Raw genomic sequence first — 23,901 nt, forward strand, 5'->3', positions numbered from 1 at the left:
GTGACGACGCGCCCGCACGACCCGACCCTCACCGCCGCGTGCCTGGTCTCCCGCGCGGCGGCGGCGCTGGCCGTGACGCCGCGGCCGACGACGGTCGACGGCCTGATGGCCGGCGACCCCGGCACCCTGGTGCGCGGCGTCGCGGTGACCACGCTGGCCACGTTCGAGGTGCTGGAGCGCGCGGTCGCGGCGGGCGCGAACGTCGTCGTCACGCACGAGCCGCCCGACTACGACCACACGGGCGCGGCGGTGCCCGACCTGGAGGCGGAGAACGACCCCGTGCTCGCCGCCAAGCGCGCGTTCGTGGCCGAGCACGGCCTCGTCGTGTGGCGCGCGCACGACGCCTGGCACGACCGTCGCCCGGACGGCGTCGACGAGGGCGCGGCCCGCGCGCTGGGCTGGTCGCTCGACCCGGCCGCCGAGGGAGCGTCGGTGTGCGACGTCGGCCCGACGACGCTGGGCGAGCTGGCCGCGCACGTCGCGACGGCGCTCGGTTCACGCACGGCCCGCCTCGTCGGCGACCCGGACCAGCGGGTGCGCCGCGTCGGCCTGGACCTGGGGTTCCGCGGCTTCGCGCGCAACCGCGCGCTGCTGCGTCGCGACGACGTGGACGCCGTCGTCGTGGGGGAGGCGCACGAGTGGGAGACCCAGTCGTACGCGCTGGACGCCGCGCACCTCGGCGCGACCGGTCGGGGCGCGCCGAAGGGGCTGGTCGTGGCCGGGCACGTGCCGGCCGAGCAGGCGGGGATGGCGTTCTTCGCCGACTGGCTGCGCGACGTCGTGCCGGAGGTGCCGGTGACGTTCCTGCCCGCACCGGACCTCGGCCGCCCGGCCGCGGTTCAGCCCACGTAGGCGAGCGCGTCGATCTCGACGAGCATCTCCTCGCGGGGCAGACCGACCATGATGGTGGTGCGCGACGGCAGCACGGCGTCCGGGCCCAGCCGCTCGGTGAGGAACGCGCCGTACGCGTCGTTCATGGCGCCGAAGTCGTCGCGCGTCGTGAGGTAGACGCGCAGCATGACGACGTCCGCCATCGTGCCGCCGCCGGCCTTGACGATCGCCTCGACGTTCTGCAGCGTGCGCGTGGTCTGCGCGGCGACGTCGCCGGGGTAGAGGTACTCGTTGGTCGCCGGGTCCACGGGGCCCTGCCCCGAGACCTGGAGCAGGTTGCCGACCCGGACGCCCTGGTGGAAGGTGTGCGCCGGGGCGGGGGCCTGGTCGGTGGAGATCGCGGTCTTCGGGGTCTGCTCAGGCATGTGCTCGTCCTTTCGGGGTGGGGCGGCCACGTCGGACCCGGTGTGCATCTCGGCGGCGGGTGCGGCATCGTCGCACCGTCGACGGGGAACGAGGAGGGCCTGACGATGGACGGTACCGGAGCCGAGGACACCTGTCGGATCGACCACGAGAAGGTCGCCGCCCGCGACGGCGAGCGCGTCGGCTGGCGGCACAAGGCGATCCCGCCCGAGCTGTGGGGGCTGACCGTCGCGGAGGTCCGCGAGCGCCGACCCCGCCTGTCGCAGCTGCCCACCCCGCTGCTCACGCTGTCCCGGTCCGCGCTCGACGCCAACCTGCGGGTGATGGCCGACTGGTGCGCCGCGCGCGGCCTCGACCTCGCCCCGCACGGCAAGACGACGATGGCGCCGCAGCTGTGGGCTGAGCAGCTCGACGCAGGGGCGTGGGCGATCACGGTCGCGAACCCGTTCCAGCTGGCCGTGGCGCTCGAGTTCGGCGTGAGCCGCGCGATGGTGGCGAACAGCGTGATCTCGCCGCTCGCGCTGCGCTGGATCGCGGACGAGCTGGCCGCCGACCGCGACCTGCGGGTGCTGGTCTGGGCGGACTCGCCGGACACGGTGGACCTCATGCACGACGCGCTCGCGGCGCACGTGGGCGCGTCGGGCTCGCGCCCGCCGATCGACGTGCTCGTCGAGCGCGGCGGCGCCGGCGGCCGCACGGGCGCCCGGGACCTGGACACGGCGCTCGCGACGGCGGAGCGCGTCGTCGCGTCCCCGCACCTGCGCCTGGCCGGCGTCGGCGGGTACGAGGGCGCTCTGGCGCACGACTCTGACGCGCACAGCCGGGACGTGGTGCGCGGCTACCTGCGCGACATGGTCGAGGTGCACGAGCGGCTCGCGGCCGACGGGCGGTACGAGGTGGAGGTGCCGGTCGTGACGGCGGGCGGCAGCGCGTACTTCGACGTCGTCGACGAGGTCATGTCGCCGCTGGTCGCGACGGGCACGCGGGTGGTGCTGCGCAGCGGCGCGTACGTGGTGCACGACGACGGCTTCTACCGGCACGTCTCCCCGCTGGGCGAGGAGCCGCGCAGCGGCGGGCCGGGGTTCCGCAGCGCGATGCACGCCTGGGTCCGCGTGAGCTCGCAGCCCGAGCCGGGCCTCGCGCTGTTCGACGCCGGCAAGCGCGACCTGCCGTTCGACGAGGGCCTGCCGGAGGTGCAGCTCCGCCGCCCACGGGCGGCGGGCGACACGCCGTCCCCGGTGACCGGCGTCCAGGTCACCGCCCTGAACGACCAGCACGGCTTCCTTCGGTGGGACGGCGACGCCGACCTGCGCATCGGCGACGAGCTGCGCCTGGGCCTGTCGCACCCGTGCACGGCGATGGACAAGTGGACACTCGTGCCGGTGGTCGACGACGCCGACGCGGCCGACCCGGTCGTCGTCGACCTCGTGCGGACCTGGTTCTGAGGGGCGGGGCATGGCCGCCGACCTGCTGATCCGCGACGCGCTGGTGCTCGACGGCACGGGCGCGCCCGGCGTCGTCGCCGACGTCGCGGTGACCGGCGGTCGCATCACCGCCGTCGACGACGGTCGCTCCGAGGCGCGCTCGGCGGGCGCCCACCGCACGGTGGACGCCGCGGGCCGCGCGCTGACGCCCGGCTTCATCGACATGCACGCGCACTCCGACGTGCAGATCCTGGCGAGCCCGGACCACACGGCGAAGGTGAGCCAGGGCGTCACGCTGGAGGTGCTGGGCCAGGACGGGCTGTCGTTCGCGCCCGTCGACGAGCGCACCCGCACCGCGATCCGCGCCCAGATCGCGGGCTGGAACGACGACCCGCCCGGCTTCGCCTGGGACTGGGAGTCCGTGGCGGGCTATCTCGACCGCCTCGACCGCGGGATCGCGTGCCACGCCGCCTACCTGGTGCCGCAGGGCACGCTGCGCCTGCTCGTCGTCGGGCCGGACGAGCGCCCGGCCACGCCCGCGGAGGTCGCGCGGATGGGCGAGCTGCTCGCCCAGGGGATGCGGGAGGGCGCGCTCGGCATGAGCAGCGGCCTCACCTACACGCCGGGCATGTACGCCGACGACGACGAGCTCGCCGCGCTGCTGCGCGTCGTCGCCGCGCACGACGGCTACTACAGCCCGCACCACCGGTCGTACGGCAAGGGCGCGCTCGAGGCTTACGCCGAGATGATCGACCTGGCCCGGGCGACGGGCTGCGCGCTGCACCTCACGCACGCGACGATGAACTTCGGGCCCAACAGGGGCCGTGCGGGCGAGCTGCTCGCCCTGATCGACGGGGCGCTGGACGACGGCGTCGACATCACGCTCGACACGTACCCGTACCTGCCCGGCTCGACGACGCTGAGCGCGATCCTGCCGAGCTGGTCGTTCTCGGGCGGCCCGGACGCGCTGCTGGCGCGGCTGGCCGAACCCGCCGACCGCGAGCGCATCCTGTACGAGCTGGAGCACGTCGGCACGGACGGCTGCCACGGCTGCGTGGCCGAGTGGGACACCATCGAGATCAGCGGGGTGCAGAACCCCGCGCTGGCCGGCCGCGTCGGCCGCACCGTCGAGGCGATCGCCCGCGACGAGGGCCGCGCGCCGGGCGACGTGTTCGTGGAGCAGCTGATCGCCGACCGCCTCGGCACGACGATCCTGCAGCACGTGGGCCACGAGGAGAACGTGCGCGCGATCATGCAGCACCGCACGCACACGGGCGGCTCGGACGCGATCCTCGTGGGCGGCCGCCCGCACCCCCGCGCGTGGGGCACGTTCCCGCGCTACCTCGCGCGGTACGTGCGCGAGCTCGGAGTCCTCACGCTCGAGGACTGCGTGCACCACCTCACGGGCCGTCCCGCGGCGCGACTGAGGCTGGTCGACCGCGGCCTGGTCCGCCCCGGCCATGCCGCGGACCTCGTGCTGCTCGACCCCGACACCGTCCAGGACACCGCCACGTTCGAGGACCCGCGCCGGCAGGCGACGGGCATCGACCTGGTCCTGGTCGACGGCGTCGCCGTCATCGACGACGACGGCGTCCGCACCGACGCCCTCCCCGGCCGCGCGCTGCGGCGCACCGGGAGCGGCACCCGCTGAGACAGGAGAAGCGCGGGCGGGCCCGGCGCGGCCCGGTCGCGCAGGCGCGCCGGGTTCCTTACCTTCGGGTCGTGGAACAGTCCGGCACGAGCAGCGCGTGGGAGCCCGACGTGCTGCCCGGCTTCGAGCGGCTGACCCTGCCGCTGGAGCCGGACTTCGAGGGCGACGTCGTGGCGACGCTCGTTCGCCGCGCCCCCGAGCCGGGCGGTGACGAGGACGCGGCGCCCGACGCGGGCATCGACGTCCTGTACGTGCACGGCTGGGTGGACTACTTCTTCCAGACCCACCTGGCGGCGTTCTGGGAGCGGCAGGGTGCGCGGTTCTACGCCCTCGACCTGCGCAAGTACGGCCGCAGCCTGCGCGAGCACCAGACGCCGGGCTTCGTCACCGCGCTGGCGACGTACGACGAGGACATCGAGGCCGCGCTGGCCGTGCTCGGCCACGGCCCGAAGGCGTCGTCGGGCCGCCGGCTGGTGCTCATGGGCCACTCGACGGGCGGGCTGGTGCTCAGCCTGTGGGTGTCGCACCGGCCGGGCCGCGCGGACGCGCTGGTGCTCAACAGCCCGTGGCTCGAGTTCCAGACCCGCAGCGTGGGCCGGTGGATGCTGGAACCGGGTCTGCGCGCCCAGGCCGCGCTCGCGCCGCGCAGCCACCTGGTGAACGTGGACCTCGGGTTCTACACCCGCAGCGTGTCCCGGCGGTTCGACGGCGCGTGGGACATCGACCAGGCCTGGCGGCCCGACATGGGCTGGCGCACCACCCCGGCGTGGCTGTCGGCGATCTTCCAGGGGCAGGAGCGCGTGTCCCGCGGGCTCGGCATCGACGTCCCGGTGCTGGTGCTGCTGTCCGCCCGCTCGACGGCGCCCGTGCGGTGGAGCCCCGAGATGATGACCACCGACTCCGTGCTCGAGGTGGGCGGCGTCGCGCGCCGGGTGCCCGCGCTGGGCAGCCTCGTCACGCTGGTGCGCATCGACGGCGCCATGCACGACGTCACGCTCTCCGCCCCCGCCGTGCGCGACGTCGTCTGGCGCGAGATCTCCCGCTGGACCGGCGCCTACGTGCCCGCGGCGCCGCCGGCGGCCGAGCCGGAGCCGCAGCGCGCGGCCGCCTGGTGGCGCCGCACCTTCGGCCGTGGCCGCCGGTCGCGACGGGCGGTCACAGCGCCCGCACCAGCTCGATCTCCTCGCCCTGCTCGAGGACGAAGCGCTCGCCCGACGGCGTGAACCCGAGCTTGCCGTAGGCGGCCCGGGCGCGCGGGTTGTCGACGTGCACGCACAGTCGCGCCCGCTCGACGCCGCGGCTCCGCGCCCAGTCCTGGGCGCCGTCGAACAGCTGCGCCAACAGTCCGGCGCCGCGGTGCTCAGGCCGCACGAACACGCCCACCAGGTGCACCTGCCGCTGCGTGACCGGCCCACCCAGGACATCGGTCGCGCCCGGCTCCTCGACCAGGCCGGTCGTCGTGCCGACCCAGCGACCGTCGGCGTCGACGGCGACGAACGCCGCCACCGCGGCGCTGGTCGCGTTGCCGCGCGCCCGCTCCTGCCAGAACGCGTCCGGGCGCGCCGCCGCGACGTCGTGCGTCTCGAGGAACGCCACCGGGGCCGCCGGGTCCTGCAGCGCCGCCAGGCGAAGGTCGCGGGTCTCGCGCCACTCGTCCTCCCGGGCGCGGCGGACGGTGATGGGGGGCTGCGGCGTGGTCATTCCTCGATCCTTCCATCGCCCCCGGGTCCCCGGTCAGGGCTTTTGCCGACCCCGCCCGCGGCCCGGCGCGCCGCTCGGCGTGTCGCCCGGCGCGCCGTCAACCGGATCGGGTTGTCCTTTCGGGGTCCGTCCGCAGACCAGGAACGACGTCCGCACATCAGTCACCGTTCCGCGTGGGCACGAGCCGCGGTCTCAGCCGGAGCGGCGCTCGGAATCCAGGACCGAGTGCGGCTCCGCCGACAGGGCCGAGAGTGACAACCCCCGGGCGGCGACGACACGCCGGGGGACACGCCGGGTCAGCGCTCCAGCCGCGTCCGCACGTGCGCGACGACACCGTCGGAGGCGGCCTCGACCTCCGCCAGCGTGGTCTCGAAGCCGGACTGGTCGCCGTACCAGGGGTCGTCGACGTCGAGCAGGTGCTCGTCGCCCCCCGGCTCGACGACGGGCGCCTCGGGGTCGAACGAGCGGTACATCCGGATCTCGGCCAGCCCGGGGGCGCCCGCGGCGCCGTCGGCCAGGCGGCGCAGGCGCCGCGCGTGCTGGGCCGTCATCGCCAGCACGAGGTCGTGGCCGGCGAGGTCGGTAGTGGTCACCTGGCGGGCGCGGTGTCCGTCGCCGGTCGGGTAGCCGTGCGCCGCCAGGGTGCGGCGGGCGCGGCTGTCGACGGGGTTGCCGTGCTCCTCGTCGCTCACGCCGGAGGAGTCCACGACGACGCGGTCTCCGAGCCCGGCGGCCTCGAGGCGGTCGCGCAGCACGATCTCGGCCATGGGGGAGCGGCAGATGTTGCCGGTGCAGACGGTCATCACGCGGTACGGGGTGGCGGTCACCGGGTCATTCTCGCCTCTCGCCGAGCCCGGGCCCCGATCCGTGCCTACCGTGAAGCATGGCGAGATGGGCGGCGGACGGGCTGGTCGCCGTGACCGGGGCGAGCGGGAGGCTCGGGTCACGGCTGGCGTTCCGACTCGCGGCAGAGGGCGCGCGACAGCGGCTGGTCGTGCGGGACCCGGCGCGCGCCCCGCGCCTGTCGGACGGGCGGGCACTGCCGGAGTGCGAGGTCGCCGTCGCCGACGGCTACCGCGACACCGCCGCGATGCGGGCCGCCTTCGAGGGAGTGCGCACCGTGTTCCTGGTCAGCGCGCGCGAGGCCCCCGGCCGCGTCGCGCAGCACGCCGCGATGATCGACGCCGCGGCCGCGGCCGGCGTCGAGCGCCTCGTGTACACGTCGTTCGCCGGCGCGGCGCCGGACGCCGTCTTCACGTTCGCCCGCGACCACTGGCACACCGAGCAGCACCTCGCCGACGTCGCCGCCCGCACCGGGCTGCGCTGGACCGTGCTGCGCGACAACCTCTACTTCCACGCGCTGAGCACGTTCGTGGGGCGCGACGGCGTGATCCGCGGCCCGGCCGCTGACGGGCGGGTGGCGGCCGTGTCGCACGACGACGTCGCGGACGTCGCGACCGCCGTCATCCTCGACGAGCGCCCCACCCGGCACGACGGCGCGACCTACGACGTCACGGGTCCCCAGGCGCTCACGCTCGACGAGGTGGCGGCGACGCTCGGCCGCGCCGCCGGCCGCGACCTCACCTACCACCCGGAGACCGAGGAGGAGGCGTACGCCTCCCGCGCCGGGTACGGGGCGGAGCCGTTCGAGCTCGACGGGTGGGTCACGTCATACACCGCCATCGCGGCGGGCGAGCTGGCGCACGTCTCGGACGACGTCGGGCGCCTCGTCGGCCGGCCCGCGCGCTCGCTCGCCCAGTGGCTGGACGACTACCCGGGCGAGTGGGCGCACCTGCGGCGGGCGTAGGCCCGCCAGGGCTCGCGTTCACCCTGGGGAAAACCCTTGGCCTCCCTCGCCGCGCGGGCGTAGCGTCGTCGGCACATGAGAAGGGAGGTGATCGGAGAAGTGAAGACTCTTCGGACCCATGAGGTGGTCGCGCGCTAGTCGCGCGCGCTAGAACGTCGGGCGGGTAGCGAGTTCCTCGCGACCACCGGAGCCCGCGGGTGCCGTGACCTCGTCCAGCACGGCAGGAGGTTCGACCTCCAGCCCGCGGGCTTTCTGCTGCCTGCGCTCAGCGCCTGAGATCAGACTGCGCATATCGCGCAGACAATTGCGCGCGATGCGCCGCTCATGCCAGAATCCCCGCACAGTCTGTGCGTCCCGGCCCCCGCGGTCACCGGAGCTCCGGTCACGGGGACGACCAACCCCAGAGCGAGGACGCTGACAATGACCGATCGAGCCGCGACGACGCGCACCGGTCCCCCTGGTGGACCGACGACGGCGACACCCGACCCCTATCGACTCGACCCGGCCGACGCCATCGAGCCACCCACCTCGTTCCGGGGTCGTCTCAAGTACCTCGGCCCGGGCCTCGTGATCTCCGCGGCGGTGATCGGCTCCGGCGAGCTCATCACGACGACGGCGCTGGGCGCGAAGGCCGGCTTCGTACTGCTGTGGCTCGTCATCATCTCGACGGCCATCAAGGTGTGGGTGCAGCTCGAACTGGCGCAGTGGACGATCCTCAGCGGCAAGCCGGCACTCGAGGGATACAGCCACGTAGGACCCCGCCTCGGGCGGCGGGCCGGGTGGATCAACTTTCTGTGGATCCTCATGGACTTCGCCAAGGTGCTGCAGCGCGGCGGCATCATCGGTGGCGCCGTCGCGGCCCTGAGCATCATGTTCCCCGTCGTGGGCGAGCCGCTAGGCACCCCGTCGCTGATCTTCTGGACGGTCGTGTCCCTCGGCGTCGTCATCTCGCTGCTCGTGACGAACCGGTACTCCGTCGTCGAGAAGTTCTCCGTCGCGGCCGTCGTCGTCTTCACGCTGTGCACCGTCGGCCTCGCGATCGCGCTGCCGTTCACCGACTTCGCGTACGACAGCACCGACGTCGCGTCCGGCCTGACCTTCGCCATCCCGGCCGGCACCCTGGGCTTCGCGGTCGCCATGTTCGGCATCACCGGGGTCGGTGCAGACGAGATGACGACCTACACCTACTGGTGCCTCGAGAAGGGGTACGCCCGCTACGTCGGGCCAGACGACGGTTCGGCCGAGCGAGCCCGGCGCGCGCACGGCTGGATCAAGGTGATGCGCACCGACGTGCTGGTCTCCTGGGTCGTCTCGACCGTCTGCACGATGTCCTTCTACGTCATCGGCGCGGCGATCCTGCACCCGCAGGGTCTCGTGCCCGAGGGCAACGACATGATCGTGACGCTCTCGCACATGTACACGTCCGTGATGGGCGACGGCGCACAGTGGATCTTCCTCGTGGGCGCGTTCATGGTGCTGTTCTCGACGTTCGTCGCGTCGACGGCGAGCGTGCCGCGGCTCTGGGCCAACACGGTCGCGCTCCTCGGCTTCTACGACTGGCACGATCTCTCGACGCGCACCCGGATCATCCGCGTCCTGACCGTCGTGTTCCCGATCGTCTGGGCGCTCAGCTTCCTGGTGATCCAGTCGCCCGTGCTCATGGTGCAGATCGGCGGGGTGGCCAGCGGCATCTTCCTGATCGCCGTCGTGATCGCCGTCTGGTGGCTGCGCACCAAGGAGGTGCCCAAGGAGTTCAGGTCGAACCACGCGCTCACCGTGGCGCTCGTCCTGTCCTCCCTGGCCGTCGCCGCCCTGGGCGTCTACTCCGCCCTGGAGACGTTCGGCATCGAGGTCGGAGCATGATGCGCGCGGTCGTCCTCACCCCGTCCTTCGGCCGCCACTCGGACGCCCCTGACCGGCTCGCCGAGGACCTGGGGCTCACGCTCGAGCGGCGCACCGAGGGGCACCCGAAGTCCGCCGCCGACGTCGTCGCCGCGATCGGCGACGCCCCGGCCGTGATCGTGGGTCTCGACGAGATCTCCGCCGACGTGCTGGCCGCCTGCCCGAACCTTCGGGTCGTGGCCAAGCACGGCGTCGGTGTCGACAACATCGACCTCGGTGCCGCGGCGGCCGCCGGGGTCTCGGTCGTCAACACGCCGGGCGCGAACGCCGGTGCGGTCGCCGACCTCACGCTCGGCCTGATCCTCATGGGCGCGCGGCGGATCCGCGAGGCCGAGGACAGCCTGCGAGCGGGCCGCTGGGAGGTCTTCCTCGGCACCGAGCTGTCGGGCAAGCAGCTCGGCATCCTGGGCTTCGGTCGGATCGGCCGGGCCGTGGCCGACAGGGCCCGCGCGTTCGGGATGCGGATCTGCGCCTACGACCCGTTCGTGCCCGCGGAGGTGATCGAGCAGGCCGGCGCCCGCCCGGCGGACCTCGACACCGTCGTCGCGACGAGCGACGTCCTCTCCCTCCACCTGCCCGGCGGCGACGGCGTCCTGCTGGGCGCCGCGCAGATCGACGCCATGCCCCGCGGCGCGGCGCTGGTCAACGCGGCGCGGGGCGGTCTCGTCGACGAGCACGCGCTGGCGGCCGCCCTGACCACCGGACGTCTCGCGTTCGCCGCCCTCGACGCGTTCGAGGTCGAGCCCCCGCCGGCCGACCATCCGCTGCTGGGCGCCCCGAACCTGATCGCGACACCGCACGTCGGCGCGTTCAGCGACGTCGCGAACGCGACGATGGGGACGATGGTCGTGGAGGACGTGGTGCGCGTGCTGGACGGGCGTGAGCCCGCGCACCCGGTGCGCCCCGCGCGGTAGGTCTCCCGCAGACGCAGGAACGCCGCCCGGCCTGCGCCGGGCGGCGTTCCTGCGTCCTGCTGCGTGCGGCCGACGACCGCCTGTCAGGTCCAGAGCTTGCAGTCGCCGTCGAGCACCTGCGCGGTGCCGTCGATCCACGCCTCGGTGAAAACCACGTGCTTCATGGTCTCCCGCGAGAAGTAGGAGTACACGAGGTGCAGCGTCTCGCCCTCGACCATGAGATACGGGTACTCGTAGCGGTGGTTCGAGCGGAGGTTGCCCGTCCCCGTGAACCCGTCGCCGGGCTCGACGACCCGGCGCACGGGCCAGGTCCGCCCCCCGTCGTCGGACACCGCGACCGTCACCTGCGAGCGCTCGAACGGCCAGAACACCGGGCCACCCACGTCGTTGAAAGACTGCGCGTTGTACGCCACGGCGAGGCGCCCGCTCGGCAGGCGGACGGCGGAGAGCCCGGCGTTGTTGTTGGGCAGCGCGGTCGGCTCCGGCTCGGTCCAGGTGTCGCCGTCGTCGGTCGAGCGGCTCAGGTAGATGCGGTCCGCCGACCGGCTGCGGAACAGCGCCACGAGCTCGCCCGGGCCGAGCTCCACCACGTTCGCGTGCACCCGCCCTCGGCTGCCCGGCACCGCGACCTCGCGCCAGCTGGCTCCGGCGTCGTCGGACAGCTGCAGCACCGTGACGTCGGACCCGTTCTTCGTGTCGTCGTCGAAGCAGAGCCACTGCGGGAAGACCCAGCGCCCCGAGGCGAGCACCTGCACGGGCTGGCGGCAGAACGTACCGGGCCGGGTGAACCATTCCTCGGGGTCGCTCCAGGTGCGGCCGTCGTCGTGCGACACCCGACGGCGCACGACCGAGGTGTGCTGCAGGTTGAACGTCTCCTCGACGCCGGTGTTCCGCGCGACCATCGACGTGTACACGAGCCACAGCGCGCCGTCCGGGTGCCGGAACAGCGACGGGTTCTGCTCGGCCCGCACCGGGTCCTCGGTCACCCGACGCTCGTCGCCCCACCGGCCGGTGGCCGGGTCGAGGCGGGCCTGGACGATGCCGATGTCGGCGTTGCCCTCGTCGCTGCCGCCGAACCACACGGCCAGCAGGCCGCCGTCGGAGGTCGGCGCGAGGCAGGGCGCGTGGTTGGACGCCGTCGGCGTGGGCAGCAGTGCCACGGCCGCGCCGTCGCGCGGGTCACGGTAGAGGGCCCCGTCTGCCGGGACGGGCGCGCGGTCCGTGACGGTGTAGCCCCCGCTCACCGCAGCCCTCTCGCGAGGTCCGCCTGGACCGTCGCGCGGATCGTCTCCAGGGCTTCCGCCGGCAGCAGGTTGAACGGCGCCCGGCATGGGCCCAGCCACGCGCCGCGCGCGTTGGCCGCGGCCTTGACCACCGTGTTCGGGTTGCCGAGGGCGAGGCAGTTGCGGATGGGCCGGATGCTGTCCTGAGCCGAGCGGGCCGCGTCGACGTCGCCGGCGACGAACAGGTCGTAGATCGACGCCATCGTGCCCGGGTAGATGTTCGCGATGCCGCTGATACCCCCGGTCCCGCCGGCGAGCAGCGTCCACAGGATGAGGGAGTCGTTCCCGGAGATCACGGAGAACGAGTCGCGGTCGGTGCGCTCCAGGTACTGGAGGATCGTGTCGAAGTTCCCGCTGGAGTCCTTGACGGCGACGATGTTGTCCACCTGCGCGAGGCGTTCGACCGTCGCCGGTGCGACGTTCACCCCGGTGCGCGCCGGGATGTTGTAGACGATCACGGGCACGTCGACCGCGCCCGCGACGGTGCGGAAGTGCTGCTCGAGCTCGGCCTGCGAGGCGGCGGCGAAGTACGGCGAGATGATCGACACCGCGTCGGCGCCCGCGGCCGCGGCGTCACGCGCGATGCGCACCGTCTCGGCCGTGCCCACCGCGCCCGCGCCGATCACGACCGGGACGCGACCCGCCACCTGCTCGACGACGACCCGCGCGACCCGGGCACGCTCCTCGGCCGACTGCACGAAGAACTCGCCGTTGGTGCCGAGCGCGAAGATGCCGTGCACCCCGGCCTCGATCTGGCCGTCGACGTGCTCGCGGAGCGCGGCCTCGTCGATCGCCTCGTCCTGGTCGAACGGTGTGGCGACCGCGGCCAGGATCCCCTTGATGCTGGTCATCGTTTTCCTTTCGGTGGGAGGTCGGTGCCGGGCGACGGCGGTCGCCCGGCCGGCGGCTAGCCGGAGAAGGCTGTACCGAGCTGGGTCGGCAGGCTGATCGCGATCTGCACGCCGACGACGATCGCGATGACGCCGAGGACCCCGAGGGCGCCGATCTGCCACCGCTTGTTCACGGCGTAGCCGAACATGTACTTCTTGCTGCTGGTGAGGATCACCAGCGCGATGACGATGAAGGGCAACGAGAGCACGGTCGACACGCTCGTGCCGACGACGTTGAGCGCGATGAGGTTCGGCGCGTGCGGCAGCGAGGCCACGATCGGCACGACCGTGAAGACGACGATCTGGATCCAGCGGAACTTCGGGTCCTTCTCGTCCCGGCCGAGCCACTTCTGCCCCGACCGGGTGCTCAGGTGCAGGCCGTTGACGGCGAGCTGTGCGAAACCACGGGTCTCGGACGGGAAGCTCGACGCGGCGGCGGCGAAGATGCAGAACCACAGGATGTACGGACCGACCGGGCCGACGATCAGCTCCATCATGTGCGACAGGTCGCCCTCGTCCGAGATGGACAGGCCGCGCGGGTGCGCGAACTCGGCCGCGACCACCCAGAACAGCAGGTTGATGAGCAGCAGCGGGAGCATCCCCGACATGAGGTCGAACTGCTGGAGCTTGCGGTAGCGAGGGCCCACCCAGCCCTTGTCCTTCATGAAGCCGGAGTACAGGAGGTTCGGCATGTTGCCGGCGATCGTGCCGATCGTGGCGCAGGCGATGACGATGGGTCCGAAGGCGCCCGTGGTCTCGCTGGAGGTCTGGAAGGTGAAGAGGCCCTGGAAGAAGCCGGCGACGTCGAACGTCCCGATCTTGAAGAGCGCGTAGACGAAAGCGCCGATCATGAGCACGGACGCGAACCGTGCGATGTACTCGAGGATCGTGAACTGGCGCCTGCTGGTGATCACGACGAGCGTGACGCCGACCATGACGACCGCGCACACGAAGGTGCCCCACTCGCCGCCCCAGCTCCCCCCGGTGAGCTGGTAGAGCCCGATCGCGCACGCCTTGAGAAAGGTCGCCTGCGTGACGAACCCGGCGACGAGGACCACGCCGGCCATGAAGCCCGGCAGCCACGGCAGGATCCGGTGGAAGCCCTCCAGGATCTGCGTGTCGCCGTGCCGGTTCATCAGCGTGTACTTGGCGATCGAGGACACGATGAACGTGCGCGCGACCAGCGAGATGACCAGGGTCCACACGAGCAGGTACGCGTAGTTCGCACCGGAGACCGACGAACTGACGAGGTCGCCCGTGCCCAGGAACGTCATGGCGAGCACGAGTCCCGGACCGACGGTCGTGATGAGGCCACGACCGCGGGGCAGAGGGATCTGCTCGGGGCGCACCGCCTCGTCGGACGGCGCGTTCAGAGTGGTGGTGCCACTTCCTTGTGACATGGTTCGGCCTTTCGTCATCGAGCGGTGGTCACCGGTTGTATCGAGGCATGAACCCACGGACAGGGGCCGTGGCGCGGTCGACGGCCTCCAGCACGTCCGTCGGGAGCGGTCCCCGCCCGACGGCGGCCAGGTTCGCGGCGAGCTGCGCAGGACGACTGGCGCCGAGCAGCAGCGCATCCGTGCCCTCGGCCCCGGCCGCCCACCGCAGCGCGAGCTCCGCCTGCGACAGGCCCGCCTGGTCGGCCACGTCGGCCAGCGCCTCGGCGGCGTCGAGCACCGCGTCGGACAGATAGCGCTGCCGGTACATGTCGGCGAGGACGGATCCGCGGAAACGATCGGGGGTCCCGCCGGTCGACGGACGCCGGGCGAGGAGGCCGCCCGCGAGGGGGTTGTAGACCATGGTGGCCACGCCGTGCGTGCGGGCGCACTCGAACCACTCGTCCTCGGCACGGCGGGCCAGGATGCTGTAGACGTTCTGGGCCACCACCGGACGCGGCGCGCCTGCCCGCTCGCACGCGGCGAGAAGGTCCACGACCTGCCAGGCCGCGTAGTTCGAGACGCCGAGGGCGGAGATCTTGCCCTCTGCATGCAGCTCCGCGACCGTCTCGAGCGTCTCTGCGAGCGGAGCGAGCCGGTCCGGCTGGTGCAGGTAGAACAGGTCGACCCGGTCGACACCGAGCCTGCGCAGGGATCCCTCGACGCCGGCCCGCAGACCGGCGCGGGACAGCGGGGAGTGGGCTCCGGCGTCCGGGTGCGGCATCCCGGCCTTCGTCGCGAGCACGATCTCGTCCCGGTGTCGCGCCACCCACGGCGCGATGAGCGACTCGGTGGTGCCCTTCGCGTAGCCGTTGGCCGTGTCGATGCCCGTGATCCCGGCGGCCAGCGCGGCCTCGAGGATCTCCTCGGCCGTCGCCGCGTCCACCGTGTCGCCGAAGGTCATGGTGCCGAGCACCAGCGGGCTGAGCGGCACGTCGACGCCGTCCAGGATGACGTTCTTCTCAACGGTCATGGGCCTCGCTCCTCCGGTCGTAGCGCGTCGACCCTGAGCGCGTCGGCGCGGAGCCACTGTGCCACGACTGCGCGCGACGCGCAAAGATTTGCGCACATCGCGCAGACGTGGAACGCTGACGTCGTCCAGGAACCAGGCCACGAGGGGAGGCGCCGTGCTCGAGAGCGACGAGCGCCTGCTCATCCTGGCCGACGACCTGAGCGGAGCCGCCGAGGCCGCGGCCACCCTGGGCGTGCCGGCGTCCGTGGAGCTCGTCACGACGGAGCAGGACGCCGTCCACGCCGTCCACGCCGTCCACGCCGTCCGCGCCGTCGACCTGGACTGCCGTTACGCGCCGTCCGACGTCGCCTATCGACGGACGGCCACAGCACTGACCGTCGCGCCCGGCACGACGACCGTGCTGCTCAAGATCGACTCCCTGCTGCGCGGCAACGTCGAGGCGCAGCTGCGCGCGGCGCTCGACTCGTCGCGCCACCCCGTCGTGCTCGCCCCGGCGCTCCCGGAGCACGGCCGCACCGTGGTGGACGACGTGCCGCTGGTCCACGGCGTTCCACTCGCGGAGACTCGCGCGTGGCACATCGAGGACGCCGAGGCGCCCCGCCGGCTACGCGACGTGTGCCCCGAGCCCGCACTGCACCTCGGGCTCGCCGCCGTGCGCGGCGGCGGGCTCACCGGAGCACTGGCCGCCGCGACGCTCGCGACCTGTGACGCGGAGACCACCGACGACCTGGCCCGGGTCGCCCACGCCGTCGCGGCGGCCGGCGGCATCCTCGTCGGTGCTTCCGCGCTGGCCCGCGCCTGGCCGGGCGGACGTGGGGCTCGCGACGACGTCAGCGCCCCCGGCGGCCTGCGACCCCCGCGCCGGACGCCCACCCTCACCGTCCTCGGCACGGCCGCACCCGCCGTCCACCGACAGGTCGAGCACCTCGACGCCGCCTACCCGCAGACACTCGTCGAGCTCCCCGCCGCCGACGTCGCGCGCTGGGCGGACGACCCGGCCGCGAGCGCCGCGACCGCCGTGCGGGTCGCGTCCGCGCTGGCCGCGGGTCACGACGTCACCGTCCGTCTGACCGACTCGGGCGAGCCCACGGACCCCCGGCCCCTGCCCCTCCTGCTCGGGGGGCTCGTGGCGCAGGCCCTCGCCGCGGCCGGCACCGTCGACCTCGTCGCGTCCGGCGGCGAGACGGCACGCGCCACGCTCCTGGCCCTGGGCGTCCGGCACCTCGAGGTGCTCGCCGAGGTCCACCCCGGGGCCGTGCTCTCCCGAGCGGACACCGCCGCCGGCATGCACGTCGTCACCCGCCCTGGCGGCCAGGGCGACGACGACTCCCTCGTCCTCGCCCGCCGCGCCCTGCACGGTCGCCGCGCCGGCCGCGCCACCACGTCGACCGACACCGCTACAGACATCCTGGAGAAGAACAGATGAAGACCGTGCCCACCATTGCCGTCACCATGGGCGACGGGGCCGGGGTCGGCCCGGAGATCTGCGTGTCCGCGTGCCTCGACCCGTCCGTCGTCGCGGTCGCGAACCCGGTCGTCATCGGGGATGCTGCCCGCCTGCGCCTCGCCGCGTCGATCCTCGACGTCGAGGTGGAGATCGTCGCCGTGGACAGCGTCGCCGAGGCGGTCCACGGTCCCGGCCGCATCAACGTGATCGACCTGGGCCTGCTGCCCGAGGACCTGGCGTGGGGCGAGCTGTCGGCCACGGCCGGCGACGCCGCGTTCCGCTACATCGAGCGCGCGGCCCAGCTCGCGATGGCCGGTGAGGTGCAGGCGATCTGCACCGCGCCGCTCAACAAGGAGGCCCTGCACGCCGCGGGGCACACCTACCCCGGGCACACCGAGATGTTGGCCGAGCTCACCGGGACGGACGAGGTCTCGATGATGCTCTCCACCCCGAAGCTGCGCGTCATCCACGTGACCACGCACATCGGCCTGATCGACGCCGTGGCGCGCATCGAACCCGGTCTCGTCGAGCGGACCGTCCGCCGCGGCCACGACGCGCTGGTCCGAGCGGGAGTCACGAACCCGCGCATCGGCGTCTGCGCCATCAACCCGCACGCCGGCGAGGGCGGGCTCTTCGGCTACGGCGAGGAGGAGACGAAGATCGTGCCGGCGCTCCGGGCGCTGGAGGGTTCCGGGATCGACGCGGTCGGCCCGCTCCCGGCGGACACCGCGTTCTTCCTCGCGGGCCGCGGCGACTACGACCTCATCGTCGCGATGTACCACGACCAGGGACACGGTCCGATCAAGGTGCTCGGCATCGAGGCGGGCGTCAACATCACGGTCGGGCTGCCGGTGATCCGGACGTCCGTCGACCACGGCACCGCCTTCGACATCGCCGGCACCGGTAAGGTCGACCCGGAGAGCATGTCCGAGGCCGTCCGCCAGGCGTCGTCCCTCGCCACGGTGTGATCACCACGCCGCCGGCCGCCCGACAGAGAGGTCCGATGAACGCACGCAACCGCCGCGAGGAGATCGTCAGGCTGGCCCGGACGCGAGGCGTCCTCAGCGTCGAGTCCCTGTCCGAGACCCTCGGGGTGACGGCGTCGACCATTCGTCGCGACCTCGCCCGGCTCACGGCCGACGGAGCCCTCGCCCGCACCTACGGCGGCGTGATGGCCATGACACCGCACCCGGAGAGCGGGCTCGCCGAGCGGAGCGAGCAGGCCACGGCCGCCAAGCGGGCGATCGGGGACTGGTGCGCGGCGCAGGTGACGGCGGGCGAGACCGTCCTGCTCGACGCGGGGACGACGTCGGCCCAGGTCGCCCGCGCCCTGCGGGGTACGACGCCGCTCGATGCCGTGACCGTCGGGCTGACCCCGCTGGGTCAGCTGTCCGGCGTCGACGGCATCGAGGTCACGCTGCTCGGTGGGAGGCTCCGCGACATCAGCCAGGGCTTCGTCGGACCGCTCACCGAGGCGGCCCTCGAGCGGCTCACGTTCGACGCCGTCTTCCTGGGTGCCGATGCCGTGACGGCTGAGGACGGTGTGTGTGAGGCGACGCTCGAGCAGACCCGCCTCAAGGAGCTCATGGCTCGCCGCGCGGCGCGCGTCTACGTCGTCGCGCACGCCGAGAAGCTCGGGAAGCGGCCGTTCCACGCGTGGGCCGCTCTCGCGCCCGGCTGGACCCTCGTCACCGATGACGGCGCGACGGACGCGCAGGTCGCGCCGTTCGAGGCTCGCGGCATCACCGTCGTGCGCGTCGACACGCAGGACGAGTCGTCGTCCGGCCCCGACCGCCCCGCCTGACCTTCAGGCTGCGGCCGCGATCTGCGCCGTCAGACGAGAGCCGCGCCACGACGCTCCCGCCGCAGGCGACGCTCGGCCTGGTCGACGAGCTCGTCCGCGTCGGCGGCGCCGGCGACGGACCACGCGGACGCCGCGTGGAGCGCGGGCCAGACCCGGGGGTCGAACCCCGCGGACGGCGCGGCGACGTGCGCGAGCACGTGCTGCCGCAGCGCGTCCGCGGACGCCGCCGCCTGGATGTCGTCCATCGCCGGCAGGGTGGCCAGCACGGCGAAGCCGTCGCCCTCCACACGACCCGCCGCGCAGCCGGCGGGCAGCGCCGCCCCGATCCGGGCCGCGAGCTCCGCGAGCACCTCGTCGCCGGCGTCCTGCCCGTGGCCGGCGTTGAGCCGGGCCATGTCCCGCACGTCGAGGAGCACCAGCACGACGCGGGTGGCGCCGCCCCGCACCAGGTCACAGCGGTGCCGCAGCGCGTACCACGTGGCGGAACGTCCCGGCAGCCGAGTGAGCGGGTCGCGCGTGGAGCGTTCCGCGAGCTCCGCGACGACGGCGCGCATCACGTCGGCCGTGCTCGCCGCGCCCCAGGCCGACGGGCTGCTCACCAGGACGTCGTCGTACCGGCGGTCCGCGGTGCGGGCCATCGCGCGGGTCGCCACGTCGGCCACGGCGGTCCCTGGCCCGACGACGAGGGGCGACCAGTCCGCGACCGCCCCCGTGGGGCGCCGTTCCAGGACGGCGCGGCCGTAGCCGAGGCGTCCCGTGAGCGCGGCCGTCAGGCCCGCCCGCGTGACGATGCCGGTGCGGGCGGGCGCGGCGTCGTCCTGCACGGCGACCGACCCCACCTCCGGGCGCCGGAAGATGACCTCGAGCTGCCCGACGGGCAGCGTGGAGCCCACCACCAGCACCGGCTGGGCCAGGTCCGCGACCGACGCGACGCGCGTCGTCCGGCGGGGGGCGACGTGGCGGGCCAGGCGGGCGATCTCGTCGTGCACAGCGGAAGTATGGCCACCCGGTGCCCCTGTCGGAGTCGCTCCGCGGAGATGTTCGCCGAGCGTTCGCCGGTCGTTCAGACCGGGCCAGGAAAGATGGGAGCGCGACCACGCAGCGCCCACGGTCGTCGGTCCCTAGAGTGTCGCGAGGGTACGCGATGTCTGTGATGTCTCGGGGGCGACACATGCGAAGGACGAGCACGAACGGTCGCAGGGCGACGAGCGGCCTGCTGGCGGCCGCGCTCGCACTGGGCGGGCTGGTGGGCCTCGGGGCGCAGACGGCGACGGCGCCGCCGGCGGCCGCGGCCGAGGGCGACGTCAACCCGTTCACGTCCGCCGGCGGGTACACCGTCTACGCGCAGCGCGACGCCTTCGTCGGCAACCAGGAGATCGAGGGCTCGCTCGCCGCAGGGCGGAACCTCGCGCGGACGGGGACCACGACCCAGTGGACGGTGATCCACGTGGCGGCCGGCACCGCCGACTACACGATCCCCACGGTGGACGGCGACCCGAACCGGCTCCTGATCGGGCGCTTCGACCCCGACACCACGCGGAACGTCGGCGAGGTCGCCATCACCAGCCGCGGCGCGACCACGCCCGACAACGACGGCACGCTGAAGATGGTGGACCGCGACCTCGGGCCGTATCTCACCTCGGCGCGCGGCGAGGGCTGGGTTCGCGTGTCGCGAATCCCGCCGGAGGGGCCGATCCCTCCCCTCATCGACGCGACGGCGCAGCAGTACCCGGCCGACGCGGAGCCGCCGACGGGCGGCAACGCGTCGATCTTCACGGAGCAGACGGGCGGCACCCAGGACGTCGTCGCGGGGTACGTGCAGGCGAACCAGGACGCGACCACCGAGGAGAGCGCGGAGTGCCTCGCGGCGATGGCGGACCCGGACGGCCACGACGCGAACCACGTCACGGTCGCGGAGGACGCCGGCGACCGCAAGGTGCTCTCCCCGCTCGCGGCCGACCGGCCCAACGTGGTCGCGTACGAGGACGTCGCGGGTGCGAGCCTGCTCCAGTTCTCGGCGGGCAGCCCCACGCCCGGGCAGGCGAACCCGCTGATCATCCGTGTGCCCGCGGGCACCACCGACGTGCACGGCCTGCGCGTCGACCCGCAGGGCCAGTACTCCCCGTACATCCTGTGGGACCTGTCCGCGGTGACGGGCGACGTGACCGTCGAGAACACCGGCGGGCGCATCGACGGCTCGATCTTCGCGCCCTTCGCGAACGTCACCGTCGACGCCGCCCCGCTCGACGGCCAGGTGATCGGGCAGGACGTCACCCTGCTGGGCGGCGAGGTGCACTCGTTCCTCTTCGCGAGCACCATCCCCTGCGGCGAGCCGCGCGGCACGTTCGAGGTGGACAAGGAGCTCGACGGCATCGCCGCGGGTGACCTGCCGGAGGGCACCACGTTCCCGGTCGACTGGACCGCCACGTCGCCCGACGGCGAGGTGCTCGACACCGGGACGCTCGAGCTGCCCGCCGACGGCTCGCCCGTGCGCCCGGCGGCGGTGGACGGCACGGTGCGCACCTTCCCCGTCGGCACCGTGATCACCTTCGAGGAGCAGACGCCGGATGACGTGCCCGGCTGGGAATGGGGGCCGCCGTCCGTGGCCCCGAACCCGGTGACCATCACCGCCGACGGCGACGGCGTCGTGGCCGCGACGGTGACGAACACGGCGGAACGCACCACCGGCACCTTCGAGGTGACGAAGACCGTCACCAACGGCACCGGCGACCCCGTGCCGCCCAGCCCCGGAGCCGTCATCACCGTCGGCTGGACCGCCGTCGACCCGGACGGGAACGAGTCGAGCGGCACGATCGAGCTGGAGTCGAACGGGAACTGGGACTTCGCGTCACAGGGGCCGGTGGACGAGGACGGGAACCCGGTCGAGTTCCCCGTCGGCACCGAGATCACCCTGAGCGAGCCGGACCTCCCGGACCCGCCGGAGGGTTACACCTGGGGCGGGCCGTCCTGGAGCCCGAGCATGATGTTCACCATCGACCGCGCCGATCAGGTGGTCGCCGTCGAGCTCACCAACCTGGTGGTCGCACAGCCGGCGACGGCAGCCTTCAGCGTGGTCAAGGTGCTCGACGTCGACGGCCCGGTGGACCCGGAGCCGCAGTTCGCCATCGAGTACACCTTCGACCCACCGGGCGGGGAGCGTGAATCCCGGACCCGGGAGATCGCCGTCGGGGACCCCGTGACGATCGACACCCTCCTCGACGGCCAGCCCATCCCCGCCGGCAGCACGGTCTGGGTGCAGGAACCCGCACCGACCGGCGGCGGCGATGTCGTCTGGGAGGACCCGGTGCTCTCCGTGGACGGCGAGCCGCTCACCGACCCCGACGAGGACGGCTTCTACCCGCTCGAGCTGACCGCGGGGCAGACGATCGCCCTTGAGGTGACGAACGTCGGCCACGTACCGACCGGCACGTTCACGCTGGCCAAGGAGCTCGACGGCCCAGCCGCCGAGGACGTGCCCGAGGGCCTGACGTTCGGCGTCGGTTGGACGGCCACGTACCCCGACGGCACGACGGCGGGAGGGACCACCGAGCTGTCGCCCGACGGCACGCCGGCCGGACCGACGGACGCCGACGGCGAGCCGCTCGACTTCCCCGCCGGCACCACGGTCACGTTCGACGAGGCGAACCTGCCCGACCTGCCGGGCTGGGACTGGGGCGAGCCCACGATCACGCCGGCCGAGGTCACGGTGGGCGACGGCGAGACGGCCGCGGTCACTGTCACCAACTCCGCCGACGTGGAGCACGGCACGTTCGAGGTGTCGAAGGCCCTGGAGGGCGCCGACCCGGGCGACGTGAGCGGCGACGGTTTCACCGTCCCGTGGACGGCGACGCTGCCCGACGGCAGCACCGACGAGGGCGAGCTCACCGTGCCGGCGGACGGCTCCGCCGTCGGGCCCGACCGCGACTTCCCGGTGGGCACCACGGTGCACGTCACCGAGGAGCCGCCGTCCGACGCGATGCTCCCCGACGGCTGGACCTGGGCCGTGCCGACCTGGTCGCCGGGCAGCAGCCTGACGATCGACGAGGGCACGGGCACCACGGCCTTCACCGTGACGAACACCGCCGTGCCCGTCACGACGCTGCGCCTGGAGAAGCTGGTCGAGGGCGCCGACCTGCCCGACGGCACCCGCTTCCCGGTCGAGTACCGCGTGGACGACGGCCCGGTCCAGCAGGGCGACCTCGTGCTCGGCGACCCGTTCGTGGCCGACGACGTGCCGCTGGGCACCATCGTCGAGATCCGCGAGGTCGACCCGCCCGCCGTCGACGGCGCCACGTGGGACACGGAGCGCTGGGCGATCGACGGGCAGGCGCTCGAGCCCGACAAGGACGGCTGGGTCGTGATCCACGCGGACGACGAGGAGCTCAACGCCGTCACGCTCACGAACACGGCCCGCCCGACGACGCCGGAGACCCCCGGGGGCACCCTGCCGGCGACGGGGTTCGGCGGGGGCCCGCTCCCGCTGCTCGCGCTCGGCCTGCTGCTGCTCGGCGTCGCCGCGCGCCTGGTGGCCCGGACGCTCCGCGCCTGACCGCCGTGCAGGGCGGCGGCGCGAGGGATCGGCACGCGGGTTCCGAGCCGGGTGGCGCGCCCGACGTCGCGGCGCTGCGGCGGGGCGCCCACGAGCGCGCCGTCGCCCGAGCGAGGCTGCCGTTCGCGGGGACGGTGACGGACTCGGTGCACGACGGCGTCGCCCTGCGCCGGTACACGCCCGACCGGCGCCACCCGGGCGCGGCGGTCGTCTTCCTGCACGGCGGGTACGGGCTGTTCGGCGACCTCGACCTGCAGGACGGCTGGTGCCGGCGGACCGCCGACACGCTCGGCGTCGTCGTGCTCTCCGTCGACTACCGGCTCGCGCCGGAGGCGTCGCTCGACGACGCCGTCGCGGACGCCGTGGCCGCCGTCGACCTGCTCGCGCGCGAGGGCTTCGACCGTCTCTACCTCGACGGCGACTCCGCGGGCGGCGCCGTCGCCGTGCTCGCCGCCGTGCGCACGCTCCACCCGCTGGCGGGACTGCTGCTCACCAACCCGAACCTCGACCTGTCGCTCGAGACCTACGACGACGCCCTGCCGGGCGGCCCGGGCCGCGAGCTGTCCACGTACGCGATGCGCGCGTGGACCGGCGTCGACGCCGCCGACGCACCGCGGCTGCACCGGTCGGCCCGCGGGCTGCCCCCGACCCTGGTCGCGGTCGGGGAGCTCGACTCGCTGCGTCCCGAGGCGCGGGAGCTGGCCGACGTCTGCCGGCGCGACGGCGTGCCCTGCCGGCTGGTCGAGCTGCCCCGCGCCGGGCACGGCTTCGTCGGCACCGAGCGCGCTGGCGAGGTGCTCGCCGAGGCCGCGGCGTTCCTCAGCCTCGGTTGAACCGTGGCCACAGGGCCAGCGCACGGACCGGCC

At 73.7% G+C, this 23,901-nt stretch carries 20 protein-coding genes; 12 read left to right on the top strand and 8 right to left on the bottom strand.

Annotated features, from left to right (window positions below; all coding sequences use genetic code 11):
- Entirely contained in the window at nt 1–852 is an 852-nt protein-coding gene (locus tag ABZ493_RS00490) for a Nif3-like dinuclear metal center hexameric protein (protein ID WP_430580223.1), read from the top strand.
- On the opposite strand, the gene ABZ493_RS00495 is transcribed toward ABZ493_RS00490, so the two are convergent.
- The gene (locus ABZ493_RS00495) at nt 840–1,256 is read right to left on the bottom strand and encodes a RidA family protein (RefSeq protein WP_430580224.1); all 417 of its coding nucleotides are present in this window, start codon (nt 1,254–1,256) and stop codon (nt 840–842) included. The two genes, ABZ493_RS00490 and ABZ493_RS00495, sit on opposite strands and share 13 nt — an antisense overlap.
- A gap of 105 nt (nt 1,257–1,361) precedes the next feature.
- Here ABZ493_RS00495 and ABZ493_RS00500 point away from each other — a divergent pair, with 105 nt between their 5' ends.
- The 3 genes from ABZ493_RS00500 (at nt 1,362) to ABZ493_RS00510 (ending at nt 5,552) form a co-directional block, all read left to right on the top strand.
- Nucleotides 1,362–2,699: an amino acid deaminase gene (locus ABZ493_RS00500; protein WP_430580225.1), complete on the top strand. Its 1,338-nt coding sequence runs from the start codon at nt 1,362–1,364 to the stop codon at nt 2,697–2,699.
- A gap of 10 nt (nt 2,700–2,709) precedes the next feature.
- Nucleotides 2,710–4,329, top strand: a complete 1,620-nt coding sequence (locus tag ABZ493_RS00505) for a D-aminoacylase (RefSeq protein WP_430580226.1) — start codon at nt 2,710–2,712, stop codon at nt 4,327–4,329.
- A 71-nt stretch (nt 4,330–4,400) separates the two neighbouring features.
- Complete coding sequence (locus ABZ493_RS00510; protein ID WP_430580227.1) at nt 4,401–5,552, top strand: alpha/beta hydrolase; 1,152 nt, start codon at nt 4,401–4,403, stop codon at nt 5,550–5,552.
- Here the strand turns inward: ABZ493_RS00510 and ABZ493_RS00515 are convergent.
- Both ABZ493_RS00515 and ABZ493_RS00520 read right to left on the bottom strand, forming a co-directional pair.
- Nucleotides 5,485–6,030: a GNAT family N-acetyltransferase gene (locus tag ABZ493_RS00515; RefSeq protein WP_430580228.1), complete on the bottom strand. Its 546-nt coding sequence runs from the start codon at nt 6,028–6,030 to the stop codon at nt 5,485–5,487. The genes ABZ493_RS00510 and ABZ493_RS00515 overlap by 68 nt on opposite strands.
- A 296-nt stretch (nt 6,031–6,326) precedes the next feature.
- Entirely contained in the window at nt 6,327–6,833 is a 507-nt protein-coding gene (locus tag ABZ493_RS00520; RefSeq protein ID WP_430580487.1) for a low molecular weight protein-tyrosine-phosphatase, read from the bottom strand.
- Between the two features lie 80 nt (nt 6,834–6,913).
- Between ABZ493_RS00520 and ABZ493_RS00525 the strand changes: the two genes are divergently transcribed.
- The 3 genes from ABZ493_RS00525 to ABZ493_RS00535 all read left to right on the top strand — a co-directional run bounded on the left by ABZ493_RS00525 (nt 6,914) and on the right by ABZ493_RS00535 (nt 10,653).
- Nucleotides 6,914–7,837 (top strand): NAD(P)H-binding protein, encoded by a 924-nt coding sequence (locus tag ABZ493_RS00525; protein WP_430580229.1) that lies wholly within the window; start codon nt 6,914–6,916, stop codon nt 7,835–7,837.
- A 420-nt stretch (nt 7,838–8,257) separates the two neighbouring features.
- Nucleotides 8,258–9,700, top strand: a complete 1,443-nt coding sequence (locus ABZ493_RS00530; RefSeq protein ID WP_430580230.1) for an Nramp family divalent metal transporter — start codon at nt 8,258–8,260, stop codon at nt 9,698–9,700.
- A complete protein-coding gene (locus tag ABZ493_RS00535) occupies nt 9,697–10,653 on the top strand; it encodes a phosphoglycerate dehydrogenase (protein WP_430580231.1) in 957 nt (318 codons plus the stop codon). The genes ABZ493_RS00530 and ABZ493_RS00535 overlap by 4 nt, the downstream gene beginning before the upstream one ends.
- Nucleotides 10,654–10,736: 83 nt before the next feature.
- Here the strand turns inward: ABZ493_RS00535 and ABZ493_RS00540 are convergent, their stop codons facing one another.
- From ABZ493_RS00540 to ABZ493_RS00555, 4 genes are read right to left on the bottom strand one after another with little or no spacing between them, the layout of a single operon-like run.
- Nucleotides 10,737–11,897, bottom strand: coding sequence for a sialidase family protein (locus ABZ493_RS00540; protein ID WP_430580232.1), 1,161 nt, complete (start codon nt 11,895–11,897; stop codon nt 10,737–10,739).
- Complete coding sequence (dapA, locus tag ABZ493_RS00545) at nt 11,894–12,787, bottom strand: 4-hydroxy-tetrahydrodipicolinate synthase (protein WP_430580233.1); 894 nt, start codon at nt 12,785–12,787, stop codon at nt 11,894–11,896. The genes ABZ493_RS00540 and dapA overlap by 4 nt, the downstream gene beginning before the upstream one ends.
- A 56-nt stretch (nt 12,788–12,843) precedes the next feature.
- Nucleotides 12,844–14,226 (bottom strand): divalent metal cation transporter, encoded by a 1,383-nt coding sequence (locus ABZ493_RS00550; protein WP_430580234.1) that lies wholly within the window; start codon nt 14,224–14,226, stop codon nt 12,844–12,846.
- Nucleotides 14,227–14,254: 28 nt separating this feature from the next.
- Nucleotides 14,255–15,235 (bottom strand): aldo/keto reductase, encoded by a 981-nt coding sequence (locus ABZ493_RS00555; RefSeq protein ID WP_430580235.1) that lies wholly within the window; start codon nt 15,233–15,235, stop codon nt 14,255–14,257.
- 154 nt (nt 15,236–15,389) lie between these two features.
- On the opposite strand from ABZ493_RS00555, the gene ABZ493_RS00560 reads away from it, so the two are divergent.
- From ABZ493_RS00560 to ABZ493_RS00570, 3 genes are read left to right on the top strand one after another with little or no spacing between them, the layout of a single operon-like run.
- The gene (locus tag ABZ493_RS00560) at nt 15,390–16,661 is read left to right on the top strand and encodes a four-carbon acid sugar kinase family protein (RefSeq protein WP_430580236.1); all 1,272 of its coding nucleotides are present in this window, start codon (nt 15,390–15,392) and stop codon (nt 16,659–16,661) included.
- On the top strand, nt 16,658–17,650 hold the full coding sequence (gene pdxA / locus ABZ493_RS00565) for a 4-hydroxythreonine-4-phosphate dehydrogenase PdxA (protein ID WP_430580237.1): 993 nt from the start codon (nt 16,658–16,660) through the stop codon (nt 17,648–17,650). Before ABZ493_RS00560 ends, pdxA begins: the two co-directional genes overlap by 4 nt.
- A 35-nt stretch (nt 17,651–17,685) precedes the next feature.
- Nucleotides 17,686–18,486: a DeoR/GlpR family DNA-binding transcription regulator gene (locus tag ABZ493_RS00570; RefSeq protein WP_430580238.1), complete on the top strand. Its 801-nt coding sequence runs from the start codon at nt 17,686–17,688 to the stop codon at nt 18,484–18,486.
- 29 nt (nt 18,487–18,515) lie between these two features.
- Here ABZ493_RS00570 and ABZ493_RS00575 read toward each other — a convergent pair whose 3' ends face one another.
- Entirely contained in the window at nt 18,516–19,475 is a 960-nt protein-coding gene (locus tag ABZ493_RS00575) for a diguanylate cyclase (protein ID WP_430580239.1), read from the bottom strand.
- A 182-nt stretch (nt 19,476–19,657) separates the two neighbouring features.
- Here ABZ493_RS00575 and ABZ493_RS00580 point away from each other — a divergent pair, with 182 nt between their 5' ends.
- Together ABZ493_RS00580 and ABZ493_RS00585 are read left to right on the top strand one after the other, a co-directional pair.
- Nucleotides 19,658–23,035, top strand: coding sequence for a DUF5979 domain-containing protein (locus tag ABZ493_RS00580; protein WP_430580240.1), 3,378 nt, complete (start codon nt 19,658–19,660; stop codon nt 23,033–23,035).
- A 5-nt stretch (nt 23,036–23,040) separates the two neighbouring features.
- On the top strand, nt 23,041–23,868 hold the full coding sequence (locus tag ABZ493_RS00585) for an alpha/beta hydrolase (RefSeq protein ID WP_430580241.1): 828 nt from the start codon (nt 23,041–23,043) through the stop codon (nt 23,866–23,868).
- Nucleotides 23,869–23,901 lie beyond the last annotated feature (33 nt).

This window comes from Isoptericola sp. NPDC019482, assembly GCF_040632295.1.
In the GTDB taxonomy this organism is placed as follows: domain Bacteria; phylum Actinomycetota; class Actinomycetes; order Actinomycetales; family Cellulomonadaceae; genus Isoptericola.